Source organism: Paenibacillus sp. SC116 (genome assembly GCF_024733555.1).
Lineage (GTDB): Bacteria > Bacillota > Bacilli > Paenibacillales > Paenibacillaceae > Paenibacillus_B.
In genome coordinates this window covers 909,225-925,943 of record NZ_JANIOF010000001.1, presented here as the reverse complement: position 1 = coordinate 925,943, position 16,719 = coordinate 909,225, and the positions used below count along the sequence as shown (strand labels likewise).

General features: G+C 42.0%; 15 protein-coding genes. 10 read left to right on the top strand and 5 right to left on the bottom strand.

Features of this window, described 5'->3' with window-relative positions:
* The first annotated feature begins 439 nt into the window (after positions 1–439).
* Positions 440–1,132, top strand: coding sequence for a polysaccharide deacetylase family protein (locus NQ117_RS03725; protein ID WP_258276657.1), 693 nt, complete (start codon positions 440–442; stop codon positions 1,130–1,132).
* A gap of 255 nt (positions 1,133–1,387) precedes the next feature.
* On the opposite strand, the gene NQ117_RS03720 is transcribed toward NQ117_RS03725, so the two are convergent.
* Positions 1,388–2,074: a thiamine diphosphokinase gene (locus tag NQ117_RS03720; RefSeq protein WP_258276656.1), complete on the bottom strand. Its 687-nt coding sequence runs from the start codon at positions 2,072–2,074 to the stop codon at positions 1,388–1,390.
* A gap of 164 nt (positions 2,075–2,238) precedes the next feature.
* On the opposite strand from NQ117_RS03720, the gene NQ117_RS03715 reads away from it, so the two are divergent.
* Entirely contained in the window at positions 2,239–2,712 is a 474-nt protein-coding gene (locus NQ117_RS03715; RefSeq protein ID WP_258276655.1) for a low molecular weight protein-tyrosine-phosphatase, read from the top strand.
* A 307-nt stretch (positions 2,713–3,019) separates the two neighbouring features.
* On the opposite strand, the gene NQ117_RS03710 is transcribed toward NQ117_RS03715, so the two are convergent.
* Positions 3,020–3,754: an alpha/beta hydrolase gene (locus tag NQ117_RS03710; RefSeq protein WP_258276654.1), complete on the bottom strand. Its 735-nt coding sequence runs from the start codon at positions 3,752–3,754 to the stop codon at positions 3,020–3,022.
* A 325-nt stretch (positions 3,755–4,079) separates the two neighbouring features.
* On the opposite strand from NQ117_RS03710, the gene pdhA reads away from it, so the two are divergent.
* From pdhA to NQ117_RS03675, 7 genes are all read left to right on the top strand, one after another.
* Complete coding sequence (pdhA, locus tag NQ117_RS03705) at positions 4,080–5,147, top strand: pyruvate dehydrogenase (acetyl-transferring) E1 component subunit alpha (RefSeq protein ID WP_144991751.1); 1,068 nt, start codon at positions 4,080–4,082, stop codon at positions 5,145–5,147.
* 88 nt (positions 5,148–5,235) lie between these two features.
* Complete coding sequence (locus tag NQ117_RS03700; RefSeq protein WP_258276653.1) at positions 5,236–6,213, top strand: alpha-ketoacid dehydrogenase subunit beta; 978 nt, start codon at positions 5,236–5,238, stop codon at positions 6,211–6,213.
* Positions 6,214–6,252: 39 nt separating this feature from the next.
* Positions 6,253–7,539 (top strand): dihydrolipoamide acetyltransferase family protein, encoded by a 1,287-nt coding sequence (locus NQ117_RS03695; protein ID WP_258276652.1) that lies wholly within the window; start codon positions 6,253–6,255, stop codon positions 7,537–7,539.
* A gap of 2 nt (positions 7,540–7,541) precedes the next feature.
* Entirely contained in the window at positions 7,542–8,951 is a 1,410-nt protein-coding gene (gene lpdA / locus NQ117_RS03690; RefSeq protein ID WP_258276651.1) for a dihydrolipoyl dehydrogenase, read from the top strand.
* Positions 8,952–9,206: 255 nt separating this feature from the next.
* Positions 9,207–10,001: a thymidylate synthase gene (gene thyA, locus NQ117_RS03685; RefSeq protein ID WP_258276650.1), complete on the top strand. Its 795-nt coding sequence runs from the start codon at positions 9,207–9,209 to the stop codon at positions 9,999–10,001.
* A 39-nt stretch (positions 10,002–10,040) separates the two neighbouring features.
* Positions 10,041–10,526: a dihydrofolate reductase gene (locus tag NQ117_RS03680; RefSeq protein WP_258276649.1), complete on the top strand. Its 486-nt coding sequence runs from the start codon at positions 10,041–10,043 to the stop codon at positions 10,524–10,526.
* Positions 10,527–10,740: 214 nt separating this feature from the next.
* Complete coding sequence (locus tag NQ117_RS03675) at positions 10,741–12,228, top strand: glutamate synthase subunit beta (protein ID WP_258276648.1); 1,488 nt, start codon at positions 10,741–10,743, stop codon at positions 12,226–12,228.
* Positions 12,229–12,349: 121 nt separating this feature from the next.
* Here NQ117_RS03675 and NQ117_RS03670 read toward each other — a convergent pair whose 3' ends face one another.
* The 3 genes from NQ117_RS03670 to NQ117_RS03660 are packed head-to-tail and all read right to left on the bottom strand — an operon-like array spanning position 12,350 to position 15,630.
* Entirely contained in the window at positions 12,350–13,108 is a 759-nt protein-coding gene (locus NQ117_RS03670) for a class I SAM-dependent methyltransferase (RefSeq protein WP_258276647.1), read from the bottom strand.
* Between the two features lie 30 nt (positions 13,109–13,138).
* Positions 13,139–14,011 carry a glycosyltransferase gene (locus NQ117_RS03665; protein ID WP_258276646.1) on the bottom strand — a complete coding sequence of 291 codons (873 nt, stop codon included), beginning with the start codon at positions 14,009–14,011 and terminating at the stop codon, positions 13,139–13,141.
* A gap of 20 nt (positions 14,012–14,031) precedes the next feature.
* Entirely contained in the window at positions 14,032–15,630 is a 1,599-nt protein-coding gene (locus tag NQ117_RS03660; RefSeq protein WP_258276645.1) for a glycosyltransferase family 2 protein, read from the bottom strand.
* 272 nt (positions 15,631–15,902) lie between these two features.
* On the opposite strand from NQ117_RS03660, the gene NQ117_RS24010 reads away from it, so the two are divergent.
* The coding region (locus tag NQ117_RS24010) for a collagen-like repeat preface domain-containing protein (RefSeq protein ID WP_309137844.1) at positions 15,903–16,719 on the top strand (817 nt) is incomplete at its 3' end.

The window sequence follows — 16,719 nt, the reverse complement described above, 5'->3', positions numbered from 1 at the left end:
GGATTATTGGGAGTACATAATATCGCAATCTCAAAATCCCAGAGAAGAGATGGGCAGTACTATTGTTGTGGTGCAGGTTTTATGATTATTAAAAATGCCTAAATATACAAACAAAAAAGAGACTTCCAAACCCTGGGTATGATAGTATGGATATACATCAGAGATTGACTCCACAGAACGAACTACCCTCATTCATAAAAAAATATCTTCTGCATAGAGCCTTTTAGAGCATATGAATTTCTTTAAACTCTATTTCATAAATCTCAGTAGAAAGCCCAATATCTTTTATTCCATCAAGTGTGAATCATTAGTTATATATTCGTCTTATATAAATGTAACGAAATAACGTGAACAGGTCTGCACAGCTAATAAGTAGGCCGTTAACGGAGTGAATGTTGTATCGTAGGTAATCCTAATCTACATGAGAAGGTGAGCGTATATGGCAGAGAATATTATTGACTTTCGTGAGTTTTGTGAAAATCCAGAATTAGTAGACAATCTTGATCATCGAATTATAAGAGATGTGAGACTTCCTGATCAGAGCGAATTATACGTTTGCTTCACATTTGATGATGGTCCAACGGAATATACTTCCTTACTACTAGACTTATTTAAGCAATATGATGCGAAAGCAACCTTTTTTGTAGTTGGAGAATTTGTAGACGAATTTCCCGACATTACAAGGCGTATTGTGGAAGAAGGTCACCAAATCGGCAACCATACCTATTTTCACCCTGATTTATCAAAGCTAACTATTGAAGAATCGGAGAAAGAGATAAAGATAACGGAAGCAGCCATAACGACTCATGCAAAAACACGGAGTCAAATTCTCAGACCTCCCTATGGTGTATTTCGTATGGAGACAGTAGAGCGTGCTGAACAAATGGGTTATCGATTTGCACTCTGGTCAAGAGATATGTATGTAAGAGATTGGGAGTATCCCGGGGCAGATGTTATCGTACAAAGAGTGTTGGACAACATGAAGAACGGTTCTATTGTCTTGCTTCATGATGGGGGCGGAGATAGGGAGCAAACTGTAGAGGCTGTAAAGCAAATGTTTCCTATTCTATTAAAAAAAGGGTATAAATTTGTTACTATAAGTGAGTTGATAGAATTATCGGAACGCAATTAATTAGGTAAGTCTTGATTGCTTATCATTAATAAGTAAGAAAATGTGGTACTACGAGGTTCGTAAATGATATGAAGTAACACTTGGGTTATCAATTCCTAGTATAGCTCTTTGCTGTGGTGAGTTACGGCAAAGAGCTATTTTTGTTATCTAGGTAATTGATTATATAATTGAACAAAAGATAAAGACCGCATGTCTGTATATAGTAGGTGATTGGTGAGTATACAGGTTCGTTTCATATATATTATTATTTTGCCATTAATCTCGACTGCAAATAATGAGAATTAATCCGCTCTTTACCTTTATCGTGCCGCACTCTGCTTCCCATCTATTACTTACACCCAAAGATTGTCCTATTGTTAAGGTTGCGTCTGTTAGAGGATAAACAAATCCTTCCAGAAAAATACCAGTAACACTCATACTTAAAGGGATGAGTGACATGTACGTATATCTTTCTTTAGATATTTCCAAATAATCCCCAGTCAGTTGGATTGAATTGTGTTCATCGACAATTTTCGTACGTATGCCTGCTTCATAGGTTTGGCGGAGCAGATGAATACTGGCGAGTGTATGGTCGAGTCGTGTTCCTGTTGCTCCATATATCGTAATGGTTTTTGCCCCGTATTGCATGGCATATTGGAGAGCTAACTCCGTATCTGTGTAATCTTTGTCTATTTCATCAAAACCCAACATTCGGTTGCTGTTTTCTTTTATGAATTGCTTTTCATGCTCATTCACGGAATCGAAATCACCGAGCGAGAGAGTTGGCTTAATACCATTCCCTACGAGAAATAAAGCACCACGATCTGCCCCTATAATGATATCTGCTGTTTGAAGTTCATTTATAATCCATGCCGGCTGTTCGCCGCCAGCAACGATTACAGCGTGCAGCTCCTGTACTATTTCTTTATTTTCCTGAGAAAGCTGCGGCTTTTGTTGTACCATTTTCTTATCTCCTTCTTGAATGCTCAAATATCGATATGTATTTTCTATAACTAGTATATCGAAAAGTTGTATTTGGACCAAGCTGTTAGCTTCAAAGTCGACAATTGTTGAAATGAAGAAATGATGCGGCTACAATTGTAGCAAGAGAAGGAGGATATAGGATTATGGTATCTGTTTTGTTTGTATGTTTGGGCAACATTTGTCGATCACCGATGGCGGAAGCTGTTATGCGACAGAAAGTATCTGAAGCAGGATTATCTAATGTGATATCCATTGATAGTGCTGGTACTGGTGACTGGCATATTGGCCACCAACCTCATGAGGGTACTCGCCAGTTATTAGATAAGCGAAATATTTCTTATCAAGGTCAAAAAGCGCGACAAATCGCAGCCGAAGATTTTAAGCAATTTACGTATATAGTTTGTATGGATACAAGCAATGAACGGAATGTACTCGCTTGGGAGGGCGCGTCGAACGCTTCAGGACAGGTGTTGCGATTTATGACAATGCTGCCTGAGGAAGAGATTGCTGACGTACCTGATCCGTATTACACGGGTAACTTCGAGGAGGTCTATCGTTTAGTTGAAGTAGGTTGTGAGCGATTGCTTCAGCGAATTCGCGCAGATCACTCATTGTAATATATTTCAAATGAGGTAGAAGTGCGATTTATCTGCATATTTGCGAGAGCTACCTTCATTGTTTTTCATGGTATATAAATGCGGAGGCAAGGGCCGGAAGTGCTTGGTTGATTTAATTGCAAATCATGCTGCTAAGGTAAGAAACTTATAGAGCAGTAAATAGTACAAAAGAAGTGACATGCTATCTGGATGTCACTTCTTTCTTTATGTTCTGAGCAATTAGGTAAAAGCAGTTATTGAATAACGAATAACTGTATTGAAACAGCTAGTCCTGTGCCGTTCAGTCTGGTACAGTTTGATAGCTGTTTTAGACTTCAAAATAATACTTAAGCGCGTCTGGAATATGTTTTTGCCAGAAGCCCCATAGATGTTGTCCATCATGTTCTTCATAATGAACATGAGCATCACGCTCGGAAAGCAGCTGATGGGTGTCGCGATTAATTTGTAAGAAATCAAACACGCCACGATCTGTTTCATAAGCAGTCTCCTGCAAGCCAACAATCATAAAGATGCGCAGCCAACTGAAATCTGGTTGAGCAGCTAAGATTCCGTAGGATGCGGAATAGAACGCACCTGATAAAGAAATGACCTGCTTGAACTTCTCAGGTTGCTTAAGAGCAATGTGCAAAGACACCGTGCCGCCTAATGAATCTCCTGCTAATACAATGTCGTTCCAATCTGTGCGTACAGGGTATGTCGCTTCTATAAAAGGAACGATTTCTTCCATAAATGATTGTGTATACGTTTCAAACAATGCTCCATCTGGTGAATATTCTTCGGTACGGACTTTTTTGTCCACATCCACACCTGCAATAATAATAGGTTCAATTTCGCCATCAAGTATCAGCTTGTTAGCTATTGTAGCGATGCGGCCAAAGTTGAAGAAGTCTTCGCCATCTTGACAGTAAACGACAGGGTAGCTGACAATCTCGTTGAAACCTGGAGGCAAATAGACTCGCAACGAGCGACTACCAGTAGGCAATATAGATGAAGAGATATCGTGTTTAACAATAGTGCGTTTAAAATATGCGGAATCTGACATTCACAACACCACCATGCAAAATTTTATCGAAATTGGTTAACACTAAGAACGAATCAACTGTCTTTATTCATTATTCTTGAAAGTATCGAGCGTAATGGATCTAGAAGTTGAACACAATACATATCGAAATGTATGTGCTGAATATCGCTGGAACTAGACTGATTTGTTTTATCCTGTTATAGTAGTTAAAAGAAACTGTTATAGCTACAAGAGAACAAAATATTCACTTTTTCCGCTATTTCTTTTGACCAATCGAGTAGAACAGGTGTATAATAATTCTATAACAGAGAAACAAAATCTTCAAACTTTTATTGAGGTGAATATGATGAGCAAGTTCCCATTTGAAGTTCAGACGGAAGATGTCCAAACTCTATCTGTCTTGTCACCAGAAGGTCAAGTCGTGAACCCGGACATGATGCCGGAATTGAGCGATGACCAACTGAAAGAAATTATGTACCGTATGGTATTTACTCGTGCGTGGGATGATCGTGCGATCAACCTTGGTCGTCAAGGTCGTCTTGGTTTCTATGCGCCGGTATCTGGTCAAGAAGCTTCCATGGTAGGTAGTGTATACCCACTTAACAAAGAAGACTTCGTAGTACCTGCATACCGTGATATGCCACAGATCGTATGGCACGGTTTGCCACTTTATCAAGCATTCTTGTACTCTCGCGGACACCAACACGGTGGACAAATTCCTGAGGGTGTTAACGTATTGATGCCACAGATCATCATCGGTGCACAAATTTTGCACGCAATGGGTATCGCTAAAGGCTTCAAACTTAGAAAGCAACAAAATGTTGCAATTACTTACACAGGTGACGGCGGTTCTTCCGAAGGTGACTTCTACGAAGGTTTGAACTTCGCAGGTGCTTACAAACTACCTGTTATTTTCTTTGTACAAAACAACGGTTATGCAATTACAACGCCATTCTCGAAGCAAACGGCTGCTAAGTCTATTGCTCACAAATCGGTTGCAGCTGGTATCCACGGCATGCAAATCGACGGTATGGACGTATTGGCAGTTATTAAAGCAGTTCAAATCGCAGCTGAGCGTGGCCGCAACGGTGAAGGCGCTACATTGATCGAAGCGTTGACATACCGTTACCGTCCACACTCCATGGCGGATGACACTTCTAAATACCGTACTAAAGATGAAGAAGCTGAATGGTCTGTTAAAGATCCACTCGTTCGCTTTGGTAAATTCCTTGAGAGCAAAGGTCTTTGGACTGAAGAAGATACAGCTCGCGTAAAAGAAGAAGCAAAAGCGAAAGTAAACGAAGAAATCAAGCGTGCAGAGCAAACAGAGAAAATGACTGTTGTTGGCCTAATCGACACAATGTTCGAAGTAACGCCACAGCACCTTGAAGAGCAAAAAGCAGACTTTCAATAAGATTTCATTACTATAGATGAATTCGAAATAATTCGATGAGCGGACAGGCAAAGATTTCTTTGCGACGATGTAAGGAGGATACGAATCAATGGCACAAATGAATATGAAAGAAGCGATTCGCGACGCAATGCGCGTTGAGTTGAAACGAGATCCTAACGTCCTTGTTTTCGGTGAAGACGTAGGTCATGTTGGCGGCGTATTCCGTGCGACAGAAGGATTGCAAAAAGAATTTGGTGAAGAGCGCGTATTCGATACACCGCTTGCAGAATCTGCAATCGGTGGTATGGCAGTAGGTCTTGGTGTAACTGGCTTCCGTCCAGTTGCTGAGATCCAATTCGTAGGCTTCATCTATGAAGCACTTGACCAAATGGTTGTTCAAGCAGCTCGTATGCGTTACCGTTCTGGTGGACGTTACAACTCGCCAATCGTATTCCGTACACCTTTCGGTGGCGGCGTTAAAGCAGCTGAGCTTCACACTGATTCCTTGGAAGGTTTGCTTGTTCAATCTCCAGGTATCAAAGTTATCGTACCTTCCAACCCGTACGATGCAAAAGGTTTGCTAATCTCTGCAATCCGTGAAAACGATCCTGTATTCTTCATGGAGCATTTGAACTTGTATCATGCATTCCGTGATGAAGTACCTGAAGGTGAGTACACAGTTGAGATCGGTAAAGCTAAAGTTGTTCGCGAAGGTAAAGATGTAACAATCTTGGCTTACGGACTTATGGTTCACACAGCAATGAAAGCAGCTGCTGAGCTTGAAAAAGAAGGCGTACAAGCTGAGGTTATCGACCTTCGTACTTTGTTGCCACTTGATATCGATACAATCGTTGAGTCTGTTAAGAAGACAAACCGTGCTATCGTTGTTCAAGAAGCTCAAAAAACATCCGGTGTTGCAGCAGAAGTTATTGCTCAAATCAACGAGAAAGCAATTCTTCACCTTGAAGCACCAGTGCTTCGCGTTGCAGGTCCTGATACGATCTATCCATTTGCACAGATCGAAGACCAATGGTTGCCATCTCCTGCGCGCATCATTGCTAATGTTAAAAAAGTATTGAATTTCTAATAGATAGAACCGTTATATGAGTGAAGGAGGTACCTACCTGTGGCAAAGTTTGAATATCGTTTCCCAGAGCTTGGTGAAGGTTTGCATGAAGGCGAAATTATCAAAATACTTATCAAGCCAGGCGACAAAGTAACAGATGATGACATTATCATGGAAGTACAAAATGACAAGGCGATCGTAGAAGTTCCTTGTCCAGTGAACGGAACAGTACTTGAAGTTCTTGCAAAAGACGGTCAAGTAATGCACATGGGCGAAGTTGTAGCTATTATCGATGCTGAAGGCGACGTTCCTGAGCAAGCTGCTCCAGCTGAAGAAGCTAAGGAAGAAGCAGCGGCACCAGCAGCTGAAGCTCCTAAAGCAGAAGCAGCAGCGGCTCCAGCTCCAGCAGCTCCTAGCCGTGAAGTGTTGGCAACACCTAGCGTTCGTAAGTTCGCTCGTGAACTTGGCGTAAACATCGCTGATGTTCCAGGTACAGGCAACAACGGAAAAATCACTCGTGAAGATGTTGAAGCATTCTCCAAAGGCGGCGCACCAGCGGCAGCTCCTAAGGCAGAAGCAGCTGAAACTACTGCAGCACCAGCAGCGAAAGCTGAGAAAGCAGCAGCACCAGCAGCTGATCGCTTACAAGAAGAAGAGCGCACACCGTTCAAAGGTATCCGTAAAGCGATTTCCAACGCTATGGTTAAATCCGCTTACACGGCACCACACGTTACAATCATGGACGAAGTGGACGTTACAGAACTTGTTGCATTCCGCAACCGCTTGAAGCCAGTTATGGAGCAAAAAGGTAAGAAAGTTACTTACTTGCCATTCATCGTGAAAGCGTTGGTAGCAGCGGTACGTCAATTCCCTGTTATGAACGCAATGATCGACGAAGCAGCACAAGAAATCGTGTACAAAAAGTATTACAACATCGGTATCGCAGCAGATACAGACAACGGTTTGATCGTTCCTGTTATTAAGGATGCAGATCGCCGCAGCATCTGGATGATCTCTGACGATATTCGTGACTTGGCAGCTCGCGGCCGTGATGGCAAGCTTGCTCCTAACGAATTGAGAGGCTCTACAATCACAATCACTAACATCGGTTCCGCAGGCGGTATGTTCTTCACTCCGATCATCAACTTCCCTGAAGTTGCGATCTTGGGTACAGGACGTATTTCTGAGAAGCCAGTTGTGAAGAACGGCGAGATTGTTGCAGCACCTGTTATGGCATTGTCTTTGAGCTTCGACCACCGTCTAATCGATGGCGCTACAGCTCAAAACTTTATGAACTATATCAAGCAGTTGTTGGCTAACCCAGAACTGCTAGTCATGGAGGTATAACAATGGTAGTAGGAGACGCGTCTTTAAACATTGATACACTAGTAATCGGGGCAGGTCCTGGTGGTTATGTAGCAGCAATTCGTGCTGCTCAGCTAGGACAAAGCGTATTGATCGTCGACAAGTCTGAGCTTGGCGGCGTGTGCTTGAACCGTGGTTGTATTCCTTCCAAGGCTCTTATTAGCGCAGCTCATCAATATGAAGTAACACAACACGCTTCTGAAATTGGTATTACTGCAGAGAACGTTAAAGTTGACTTCTCCAAAGTTCAGCAATTCAAAGGCGGCGTTGTTAAAAAGCTTACAGGCGGCGTTGGTGCGCTTCTTAAAAAGAACAAAGTACAAGTATTCAAAGGTGAAGCAATGTTCATCAATGAAAACGAAGCACGTGTGTTCAACGATCAAGAAGCACCTCGTTACATGTTCAAAAACTGTATCATCGCTACAGGTTCTCGCCCAATCGAATTGAAAGCATTCCCGTTCGGCGGACGCATTTTGTCTTCCACAGAAGCGTTGGAATTGCCTGAAATTCCGAAAAGCATGATCGTTATCGGTGGTGGATACATCGGTGCAGAGCTTGGCCAAATGTACTCCAAGTTCGGTACAAAAGTAACAATCATCGAAGGCGCAGACATGGTTCTTCCTGGATTTGATAAAGACATGACTACAATTGTGTCCAAAAACATGAAGAAAACAGGCGTTGAAATCTTTGCTGGTGCACAAGCTGAAAGTGCTGCGCAAACAGACAATGATGTAACTGTTAAGTTCAAAGTTGGCGGAGAGACGAAAGAAGTAACGGCAGAGTACTTGCTTGTTACAGTTGGTCGTCGCCCGAACACTGACGGTGAGCTTGGCCTTGACATGATCAACGTTAAAATGACTGACCGCGGTTTGATCGAAGTTGACCACCAAGGTCGCACTAGCATCCCGCATATCTTCGCTATCGGTGATATCGTTCCTGGTCTTGCATTGGCTCACAAAGCTTCTTACGAAGGTAAAGTGGCTGCTGAAGCAATCGCAGGTATGCCTAGCGTTGTTGACTACAAAGCTATGCCAGCTGTTTGCTTCACAGATCCAGAGTGCGCAAGCGTAGGCTTGTCTGAATCCGAAGCAAAAGGTAAAGGCTTGAACGTTAAATCTGGTAAGTTCCCATATGCAGCTAACGGTCGTGCGTTGTCCCTTGGCGGAAGCGTTGATGGCTTCGTTAAAATCGTTGCTGATGCTGAGACAGGTATCGTTCTAGGTTCCCAAATCGTGGGTCCTGAAGCGTCTAACTTGATTGCAGAATTGGGCTTGGCTGTTGAAATGGCAGCTACATTGGAAGACTTGGCATTGACTATTCACGCTCATCCAACTTTGGGTGAGATCGTAATGGAAGCTGCTGAGGTTGTATTGGGTCATCCGATCCACAGTTAAGTAACTTTATTCTCTAATTAATTTCTGTTTTATTTGTTACGGTTCTATATGGTTTGTTTTTCCCTGTTGTCTTATGGATAACAGGGACTTTTTTTTATTATTGCGACTCAATAGTTCAGTTCGATGATGATAGGAATCTTTATTAGGATTGAGAAATTTTTCGTATGGCAAGTAAAGTGTTGCAATGGTGATTTTTTTGCCTTGCAGTGGTACACTGTTAAGATAGTTAGGTGAAGAACGGAGGAATTAATCAGCATGAGAAATTATTTAGACCTACTACAAGAAGTATTAGATAACGGTGTTAAAAAGGAAGATCGTACAGGTACAGGTACAGTATCTGTCTTTGGGCGACAGTTACGTTTTAACTTACAGGCAGGATTCCCACTTGTTACGACGAAACGTTTGCATTTGAAGTCCATTGTTCATGAGCTGTTGTGGTTCCTTAGCGGCGATACGAACATAAAGTATTTGCAAGAGAACGGAGTTAGAATTTGGAACGAGTGGGCTGATGAGAACGGTGATCTCGGACCTGTATACGGTTCTCAATGGAGAAAATGGGAAGCAACAGACGGACGTGTTATTGATCAGATTACAAAGGTGATCGAACAGATTAAGACGAATCCGGATTCCCGTCGCTTGCTTGTATCGGCTTGGAATGTGGGCGAAGTTGACAACATGAAGTTGCCGCCATGTCACTATGCATTTCAGTTCTATGTAGCAGACGGTAAACTCAGCTGTATGTTGAATATGCGCTCCGTAGATACGTTCTTAGGGCTTCCATTTAATATTGCGTGTTATTCTTTGCTAACACATATGATTGCGCATCAATGTGACTTGGAAGTGGGAGAGTTTATTTGGTCTGGCGGCGATGTGCATATTTATTCTAACCATATGGAGCAAGTACAGACTCAATTGTCTCGAGAGCCGCTTGCATTGCCAAAGCTTGTGATTAAGCGTAAGCCAGAATCCATCTTTGACTATCGCTATGAGGATTTCGAATTCGAAGGGTATGAGTATCATCCGGGAATTAAGGCAACCGTAGCTATTTAATACTTTAATGATTCTTTAGTAGTAAGGAGGCATGCCGGAATGAGTATCAATATGATCTGGGCAATGGATCGAAACAACCTTATTGGCCGAGATAATGCTTTGCCGTGGCACCTGCCTAATGATATGAAGTATTTCCGTCGTGTAACGAGCGGAAAGACTGTCGTTATGGGGCGCAAAACGTATGATTCTATCGGACGTCCGCTTCCCAATAGGCGTAATCTTGTGCTGACGCGCAATGCAAAATGGAGCGCTGAAGGTGCAGAAACGATTACTGATTTGGAAGTTGTCCTGAAACTTGCAGAGCAGGAAGAAGTAATGATTATGGGCGGTGCAGAGATCTACCACCTCTTTATGCCGCATGCAGATCGATTGCTTATTACTTTTATTGATGCTGAATATGAAGGAACCGATTATTTTCCTAACTTTGAGCAGACTGATTGGCTGCTTGTTGAGGAAACAGAAGGAACAGTGGATGAGAAAAATCCTGTTCCTCATCGTTTCAGCGTATATGAGCGTAACAAATAGTAGGGGCTTATTTCATATGCCCCTTTATTAGTGTAAAGCAGTGCAAACTAAACGATATTTTCTCTATATGGTTTTTTGTTTATTTACGCTAAACTTTACATAATTATTTGTCGGACAATGTATTTCCTTCTTGCATGTGTTAGGGATTACGTATTATATTGATGTATAAAATTTCAATAAATAGATACGCATACGAACGGATGGAGGAGCTAGCATGTCAACACCTACAGGATTTATGGAGTATACACGACAGATTCCCGCTGATCGTGATCCACTAGAGAGAATTAAAGACTGGGAAGAATTCCATAAGCATATGTCCGAAGAAGAGCTCCGTACACAGGGCGCTCGTTGTATGGATTGTGGTACACCTTATTGCCATACTGGAATAGAGCTTACAGGCGGAACTTCAGGATGTCCGGTTAATAATTTGATTCCTGAATGGAACAACTTAATCTATCGTGGATTATGGCGAGAAGCACTTGACCGTTTGCATAAGACAAATAACTTTCCAGAGTTTACGGGAAGTGTGTGCCCGGCGCCATGTGAAGGTTCCTGTACCGTAGGACTGATTGGCAAGCCAGTAACGATTAAGACGATCGAGCAAGCGATTATCGACAAAGGTTTTAGCGAAGGTTGGGTTACTCCACAACCACCAGAGAAGCGCTCAGGCAAAAAGGTAGCGGTTGTTGGCTCAGGGCCTGCTGGTCTAGCAGCTGCGGCACAGTTGAATAAAGCTGGTCATCTCGTAACGGTATATGAGCGGGCGGATCGGATCGGCGGATTGCTCACTTATGGCATTCCAACCATGAAACTGAGTAAAGGTGTTGTTCAGCGTCGAGTTGACTTGTTAGCTGCAGAAGGCATACAGTTCATTACTAATACGGAAATAGGCAAGGATATTTCTTCTGATCAACTTGTAAATGACTATGATGCGGTTGTACTTTGTGGTGGAGCTACAAGACCGCGTCAGTTTAAGATCGAAGGCAGTGAGTTTGAAGGTATTCATTATGCAATGGATTACCTGAACTCAACGATCAAGAGCTATCTGGATAGTAATTTAGAAGATGGCCAATATATTGATGCTAAAGATAAAAATGTAATCGTAATCGGTGGTGGTGATACCGGTACAGATTGTGTAGCAACAGCACTCCGCCATGGTTGCGCAAGTGTTACTCAGTTTGGTACACATGCCAAAGCACCACTTGAGCGCGATGAAGTAAATAACCCTTGGCCGCAATTCCCGAACGTATATACGCTTGATTATGCACAAGAAGAAGCAAAGGCTCTTTACGGACGTGACCCGCGTGAATTCTCTATCATGACAACCAAGTTTATCGGTGGTGAGAACGGTCGTGTTACTGCACTTGAAACGGTTCAAATTGAACGTATTGTCGATGAGACAGGACGTAAAATTTATCAGCCAATCCCGGGAACGGAACGTGAATTCAAGGCAGATCTCGTACTGATCGCTATCGGCTTCGATGGAGCAGAGCAGACGATCCCAGAGCAATTAAGCTTGGAAACAGATCGTTGGTCGAATGTAAAAGCGAAATATGGAATTTACAAGACAAATGTAGATAAAGTATTTACAGCTGGTGATATGCGCCGTGGTCAAAGCTTGGTAGTATGGGCAATCAATGAAGGTCGTGAAGCTGCGCGTGAAGTAGATAAGTATTTGATGGGTTCATCCATGTTGCCATAATCAAGTTTGCACTTTTTTCATTATAATAATAAGCTTGGTGGATCAATTCATAAATATAAAATATAAAAAGCTGCGTACTAGTTTGGCTAGTCGCAGCTTTTTTAAATTAGGTCAGGTTAAGTTAGATGACATCGATTAGTTTTTTGTTACTTTTTGTTACTCTACCAATACTTGCAAGTAAATAACCTGGAAACCAGCTTTGTTCCACGCTATCCAGTTGCTCGTACCATATTCGTAATTGCGTCTTAAGAATACCTGCATTAGGTACAAAATCAAGGAAGTCCAGACTATTTATAAAGCCAATAGAATGCTCATTCAGCAACGTAATATTACTGTCCTGAAATTCGTCTTGCAAAGACAAGACAGGTTCTTCCACACCATACATCCATGTTCCAGATTGTTCTGCGTAATGTTTCCCTACGCGATATGGAAGACATTGTGCATTTGGTGTGAAAATAATTACCATGCCATCAGGCTTCGTAATCCTTCGCATTTCCTTCAGTATTTGTACTTTTTCCTCGTAAGTGAAGTGCTCAAGTACACCTGCATTCCAAACAACGTCATAGCTATTATTTTCAGATGGAATACTCCTAATGTCTGTTAATAGGAAGTTAGCTTTGCATAGATGCTGATCAAAGGCAGCTCGACTGTTGTCTAATGCAATTTGGGAATAATCTGCTAAAGTCACATCTGCTCCAAGTTGGCAAAGTCGGAGAGATATTTTTCCTGTTCCTGATCCCGCCTCAAACATAGAGCGTCCAGATACGGTTCCCATTGAATTCGTTAGGGATTCTAAAATGGTTTGGCTTAATGGATCCCATTGATAGGACACTTCGTGTGACCATAATCGATCCCATATTTCTTTCTGATCTTGTTTCATCTTCACAACTCCTATTTCTGTCCGTAATGATCATCTTGTAGTGGGTGTATTATCTCTCGCTTCAAGCCATGTATTTAGTAGCTGCTGAAATATGGTTGAATCAGGGTATATACGTTGGAGATGCTGCAAACCATTTGCTCCGTATTGTTCGATCAAACCTTGCTCGTTCTGTGAAAAATGCAAATGTTTATCAGGTAAACTCATACGCTGAGCCAAGGTAGCATGATACACCCATGAAGCCAGGCAGCATTTTGGACGCCAATTGCTCCGGAGACCCATGTAATACAAATACCCTAGTAGTAGACTATCGTCCTCATACCCTTGCTTGCCACGGAGAAAACGAATATCATACCCACCAATTGTGCGTAGAACGGTTGCACGATGTATAACAGGATGAACAAAAGCATTGATTACGCCAGTTTGTGAGCAGTTATGCAGCAGCGAACACATTTGATCATAGGAAGTGGGAACTTCTGAGTGAGTACCAAGTGGTTGAAGGACTCCTTCTGCAGTAAGTATTCCTGGAGATATAAGGGGTTCTTCGGACTCTTTTAAATAATTGATTAGAGGTTGATACCAGTTAGGAGGAAAAATCATGTCAACGTGAATTTCAGAAATGAAATCAGTTTCAGGGTAATTTTCCCATATAAATTCAAAGCACTTCTGACGAGCTTGTGCAATACCAATATTATTTTCCGAGCCGAGAAGATGAAAGGGCAGTCCAATCGATTGACAAAGTTGGTCCACTTCACTATTGCTCATACTACCTTGGTTGTATATGACGACAACTGGCTGTTCACTGAAGCTTAAGCTTTGCAAGCACTGCTTTAACATGCTGCGGTCAAGTTCATCATATGGTGAACTACGAATAAGTAGTGGAAGTGTATGAATGATTGTTGACATATTAGTAAGTCTCCATTTCTCTAAAATTGAGATTGGTCCCAAGGAATGAGCAGGGGTTTCTGATCTAAGATAGAGTCATACTGTTCTTTCCAGCCATATCGTGCACCCGGGTCCAATTCCAAGTAGCGGTTGTATTTCTCTATTCGATGTTCATGTTTTGCCCAGCCAAAATGTTTCAGCCGAAGAGGGGAAAGTTGATGTCTAAGCTCTAGTACATTCATCGGAAATCTGCCGCAATGCTGCGGTGTTTCTCTCCATGCGGGTTGAAAGTCTTCACGATAGCGAATCAAAAATGGACGGTAATAGAGATGTGCATGCCAATATTGATCTTCACGGTAATGTGTCTCATTCCATAGATCGAATAAACGGAAACAATAGCAATCGATAGAATTGGCTTTGAGCATATCGTTAATATCGTCGCCGAAACTTGATTCAAACTGCTCATCGGCATCCAAATTCAAAATCCAATCAGGCTTTGTCTGGATCGTTTCTGCCCATTGCTGCTGCCGTAGCTGAATTTCGTTGCTGAATTTGGAATGTTCGTTTCGAATGAGGCGAAGTGGGATGTTTGTTAACAGTTCCTTGCAAATTTCTAAAGAGTTATCGGTACTGCCATCGTCAATAATGACAGCCTCATCAATGTATTTTTGATGTTCACTTAACGTTTGGTGGAGATAACGATTGGCTTCATTTCGGATAACCATAGTCAACGTAAGTTTTGGACGCTCACGAACGCTCATAGTAGAAGATGGGATATGACTGATGTTTTCCATGGGAGGAGGGTTTTCGTATTTTGTATGGGATACGTTTGTTTGATGTTTACTTTGAAGGTACTGCTCAAGATCGGACTCCCGATATAGGTGAAGGGCAGGATAATGCGTATCTACATATAGAGGAATACCTAATGCTGCAGCACGGATACAAAAATGGCGATCTTCACCCCAATATGAAATGTTCGGGATGCGAGTAAATGATACTCCAGCTTGCAATGCATCGTGACGAATTAATGTGCAGGCTCCGAGCCCGCCGACTTCGTATAATCCGGGTATTTTCATTTTATTCGTAAATTGCGAGAATCGATTGACCTGCTCTTCTTCAGATACATGCAGCTCATCGGGGTGGTGTTCCCATTGGGTGTATTCGTCATATAGCCATACTTGCGGCTGCTCAACGGCTTCGGGTACCCATTTCGTCCAAAAAATTTCCGAGACAATTGGTTTATCGGCTTTGACTAACTGTTCTACCGTATTTGGATGTAGGATCAGGTCGGAATCAATAAGAAACACGTAATCAAATTTATAATCAATTGCGTATTGCATGATACTGTTTTTGAACGCAGCTACTTTCCAGACTAAATCAGAATGCCAATAGTGGGTCGTATCATTGCATTCATAATGTTTTTGCTCATCAGAACGCGTGATACGAGAATGTTCTTTTTTTTGCTGGAATTCGATAAGAAGTTCTTGGGATTTTGGATCAATATTATCATCGATAAAATAGTAATGAAATTCAATTTTCTGATCGTTTAATTGAAGTAACGATTGGAGGAACTCTGTTAATATTTGAGGTTTCTGATGTATGGGGCTGCCGATTAATATGCGGTAGTTATGTTTGTTCATCACATTCACCTTGTTCTTTTTTATTTAGCGGGGTGAAAAATTAATGTGTTAAATCATTTGGAAATAGCGAGGTGACAGAGGAGCTTTTGTGTAATCACATGCCTATACAGCATCTTATGAAGATCATGTTGCAAAAGATACTGAATTATGAATCAAGCATCGTTTGTTGGCTTGAAAAAGCTCTCAGAGCTCATTTTTACACTGGACGAGTGCTATCTCTCCATTTTTACAATCCATATTAGGAATAACTACATATGGTGTAGGTAGAGGAGGTGATTCACATAGCTAAAAATAAAGGGAGTAGAACGAAGGAGCAATTGTCAGAAGGCTCTACGCAATTTGAATATGCAAAAAGAAAATTGTTAAAGCGCTTAGGCAAGACAACAGTAAGGAAAAGGAAAGAGACAACTAAGAAAAAAAGAAAGCATGTTTTGCGAAATAAAAAATGTTGTAATGGTGTGCTGACACCTCAACAATCTTCTGTTCTCATAAGTCAACTTCAAAGTTTGGTATCTTACATCCAACAATGCATATTGAATCCCGAAAATAAATACGTAGAGCAATTGAATCACCTACTGAATAGATTAAACAGTTTTGTCATCGACTTGTGTATACATGACGCCTTAAAGGCTAATTTACGAAAGACGATTAGAATCATTCAAACATTAATTAATCAGGATTGTTTTTCCGTGAAGGCGTTAATTGAAAAATTGTTGATTCTGCTCGAACAATTACTTGCAGTAGTTGCATGTTTAAAAGGATGTCATAAAGAACTTATTAGTGTTATAAAATCAGCCATTATTGTTTTAGAAAAGATACTTGAAAAAATTGAGAATAAATGTAAAATTCGTGGCGTTACCGGAGCATCAGGGGCCACGGGTCCGACGGGTCCAACGGGAGCTACGGGGTTAATCGGCCTGACCGGAGTCACGGGAGCCGGGGCGACAGGAGCCACTGGAGTGATGGGTCCAACGGGAGCTACGGGGTTAACCGGCCCGACCGGAGTTACGGGAGCCGGGGCGACAGGAGCCACTGGAGTGATGGGTCCAACGGGAGCTACGGGGTTAACCGGCCCGACCGGAGTTACGG

Bases quoted from the DNA above. Each gene is read 5' to 3' on its own strand.
- NQ117_RS03665 (WP_258276646.1), bottom strand. From the start codon at position 14,011: ATGTCAACAATCATTCATACACTTCCACTACTTATTCGTAGTTCACCA.
- pdhA (WP_144991751.1), top strand. From the start codon at position 4,080: ATGAGCAAGTTCCCATTTGAAGTTCAGACGGAAGATGTCCAAACTCTA.
- lpdA (WP_258276651.1), top strand. From the start codon at position 7,542: ATGGTAGTAGGAGACGCGTCTTTAAACATTGATACACTAGTAATCGGG.
- NQ117_RS03660 (WP_258276645.1), bottom strand. From the start codon at position 15,630: ATGAACAAACATAACTACCGCATATTAATCGGCAGCCCCATACATCAG.
- NQ117_RS03670 (WP_258276647.1), bottom strand. From the start codon at position 13,108: ATGAAACAAGATCAGAAAGAAATATGGGATCGATTATGGTCACACGAA.
- thyA (WP_258276650.1), top strand. From the start codon at position 9,207: ATGAGAAATTATTTAGACCTACTACAAGAAGTATTAGATAACGGTGTT.
- NQ117_RS03680 (WP_258276649.1), top strand. From the start codon at position 10,041: ATGAGTATCAATATGATCTGGGCAATGGATCGAAACAACCTTATTGGC.
- NQ117_RS03720 (WP_258276656.1), bottom strand. From the start codon at position 2,074: ATGGTACAACAAAAGCCGCAGCTTTCTCAGGAAAATAAAGAAATAGTA.
- NQ117_RS03700 (WP_258276653.1), top strand. From the start codon at position 5,236: ATGGCACAAATGAATATGAAAGAAGCGATTCGCGACGCAATGCGCGTT.
- NQ117_RS03710 (WP_258276654.1), bottom strand. From the start codon at position 3,754: ATGTCAGATTCCGCATATTTTAAACGCACTATTGTTAAACACGATATC.
- NQ117_RS03715 (WP_258276655.1), top strand. From the start codon at position 2,239: ATGGTATCTGTTTTGTTTGTATGTTTGGGCAACATTTGTCGATCACCG.
- NQ117_RS03725 (WP_258276657.1), top strand. From the start codon at position 440: ATGGCAGAGAATATTATTGACTTTCGTGAGTTTTGTGAAAATCCAGAA.
- NQ117_RS03675 (WP_258276648.1), top strand. From the start codon at position 10,741: ATGTCAACACCTACAGGATTTATGGAGTATACACGACAGATTCCCGCT.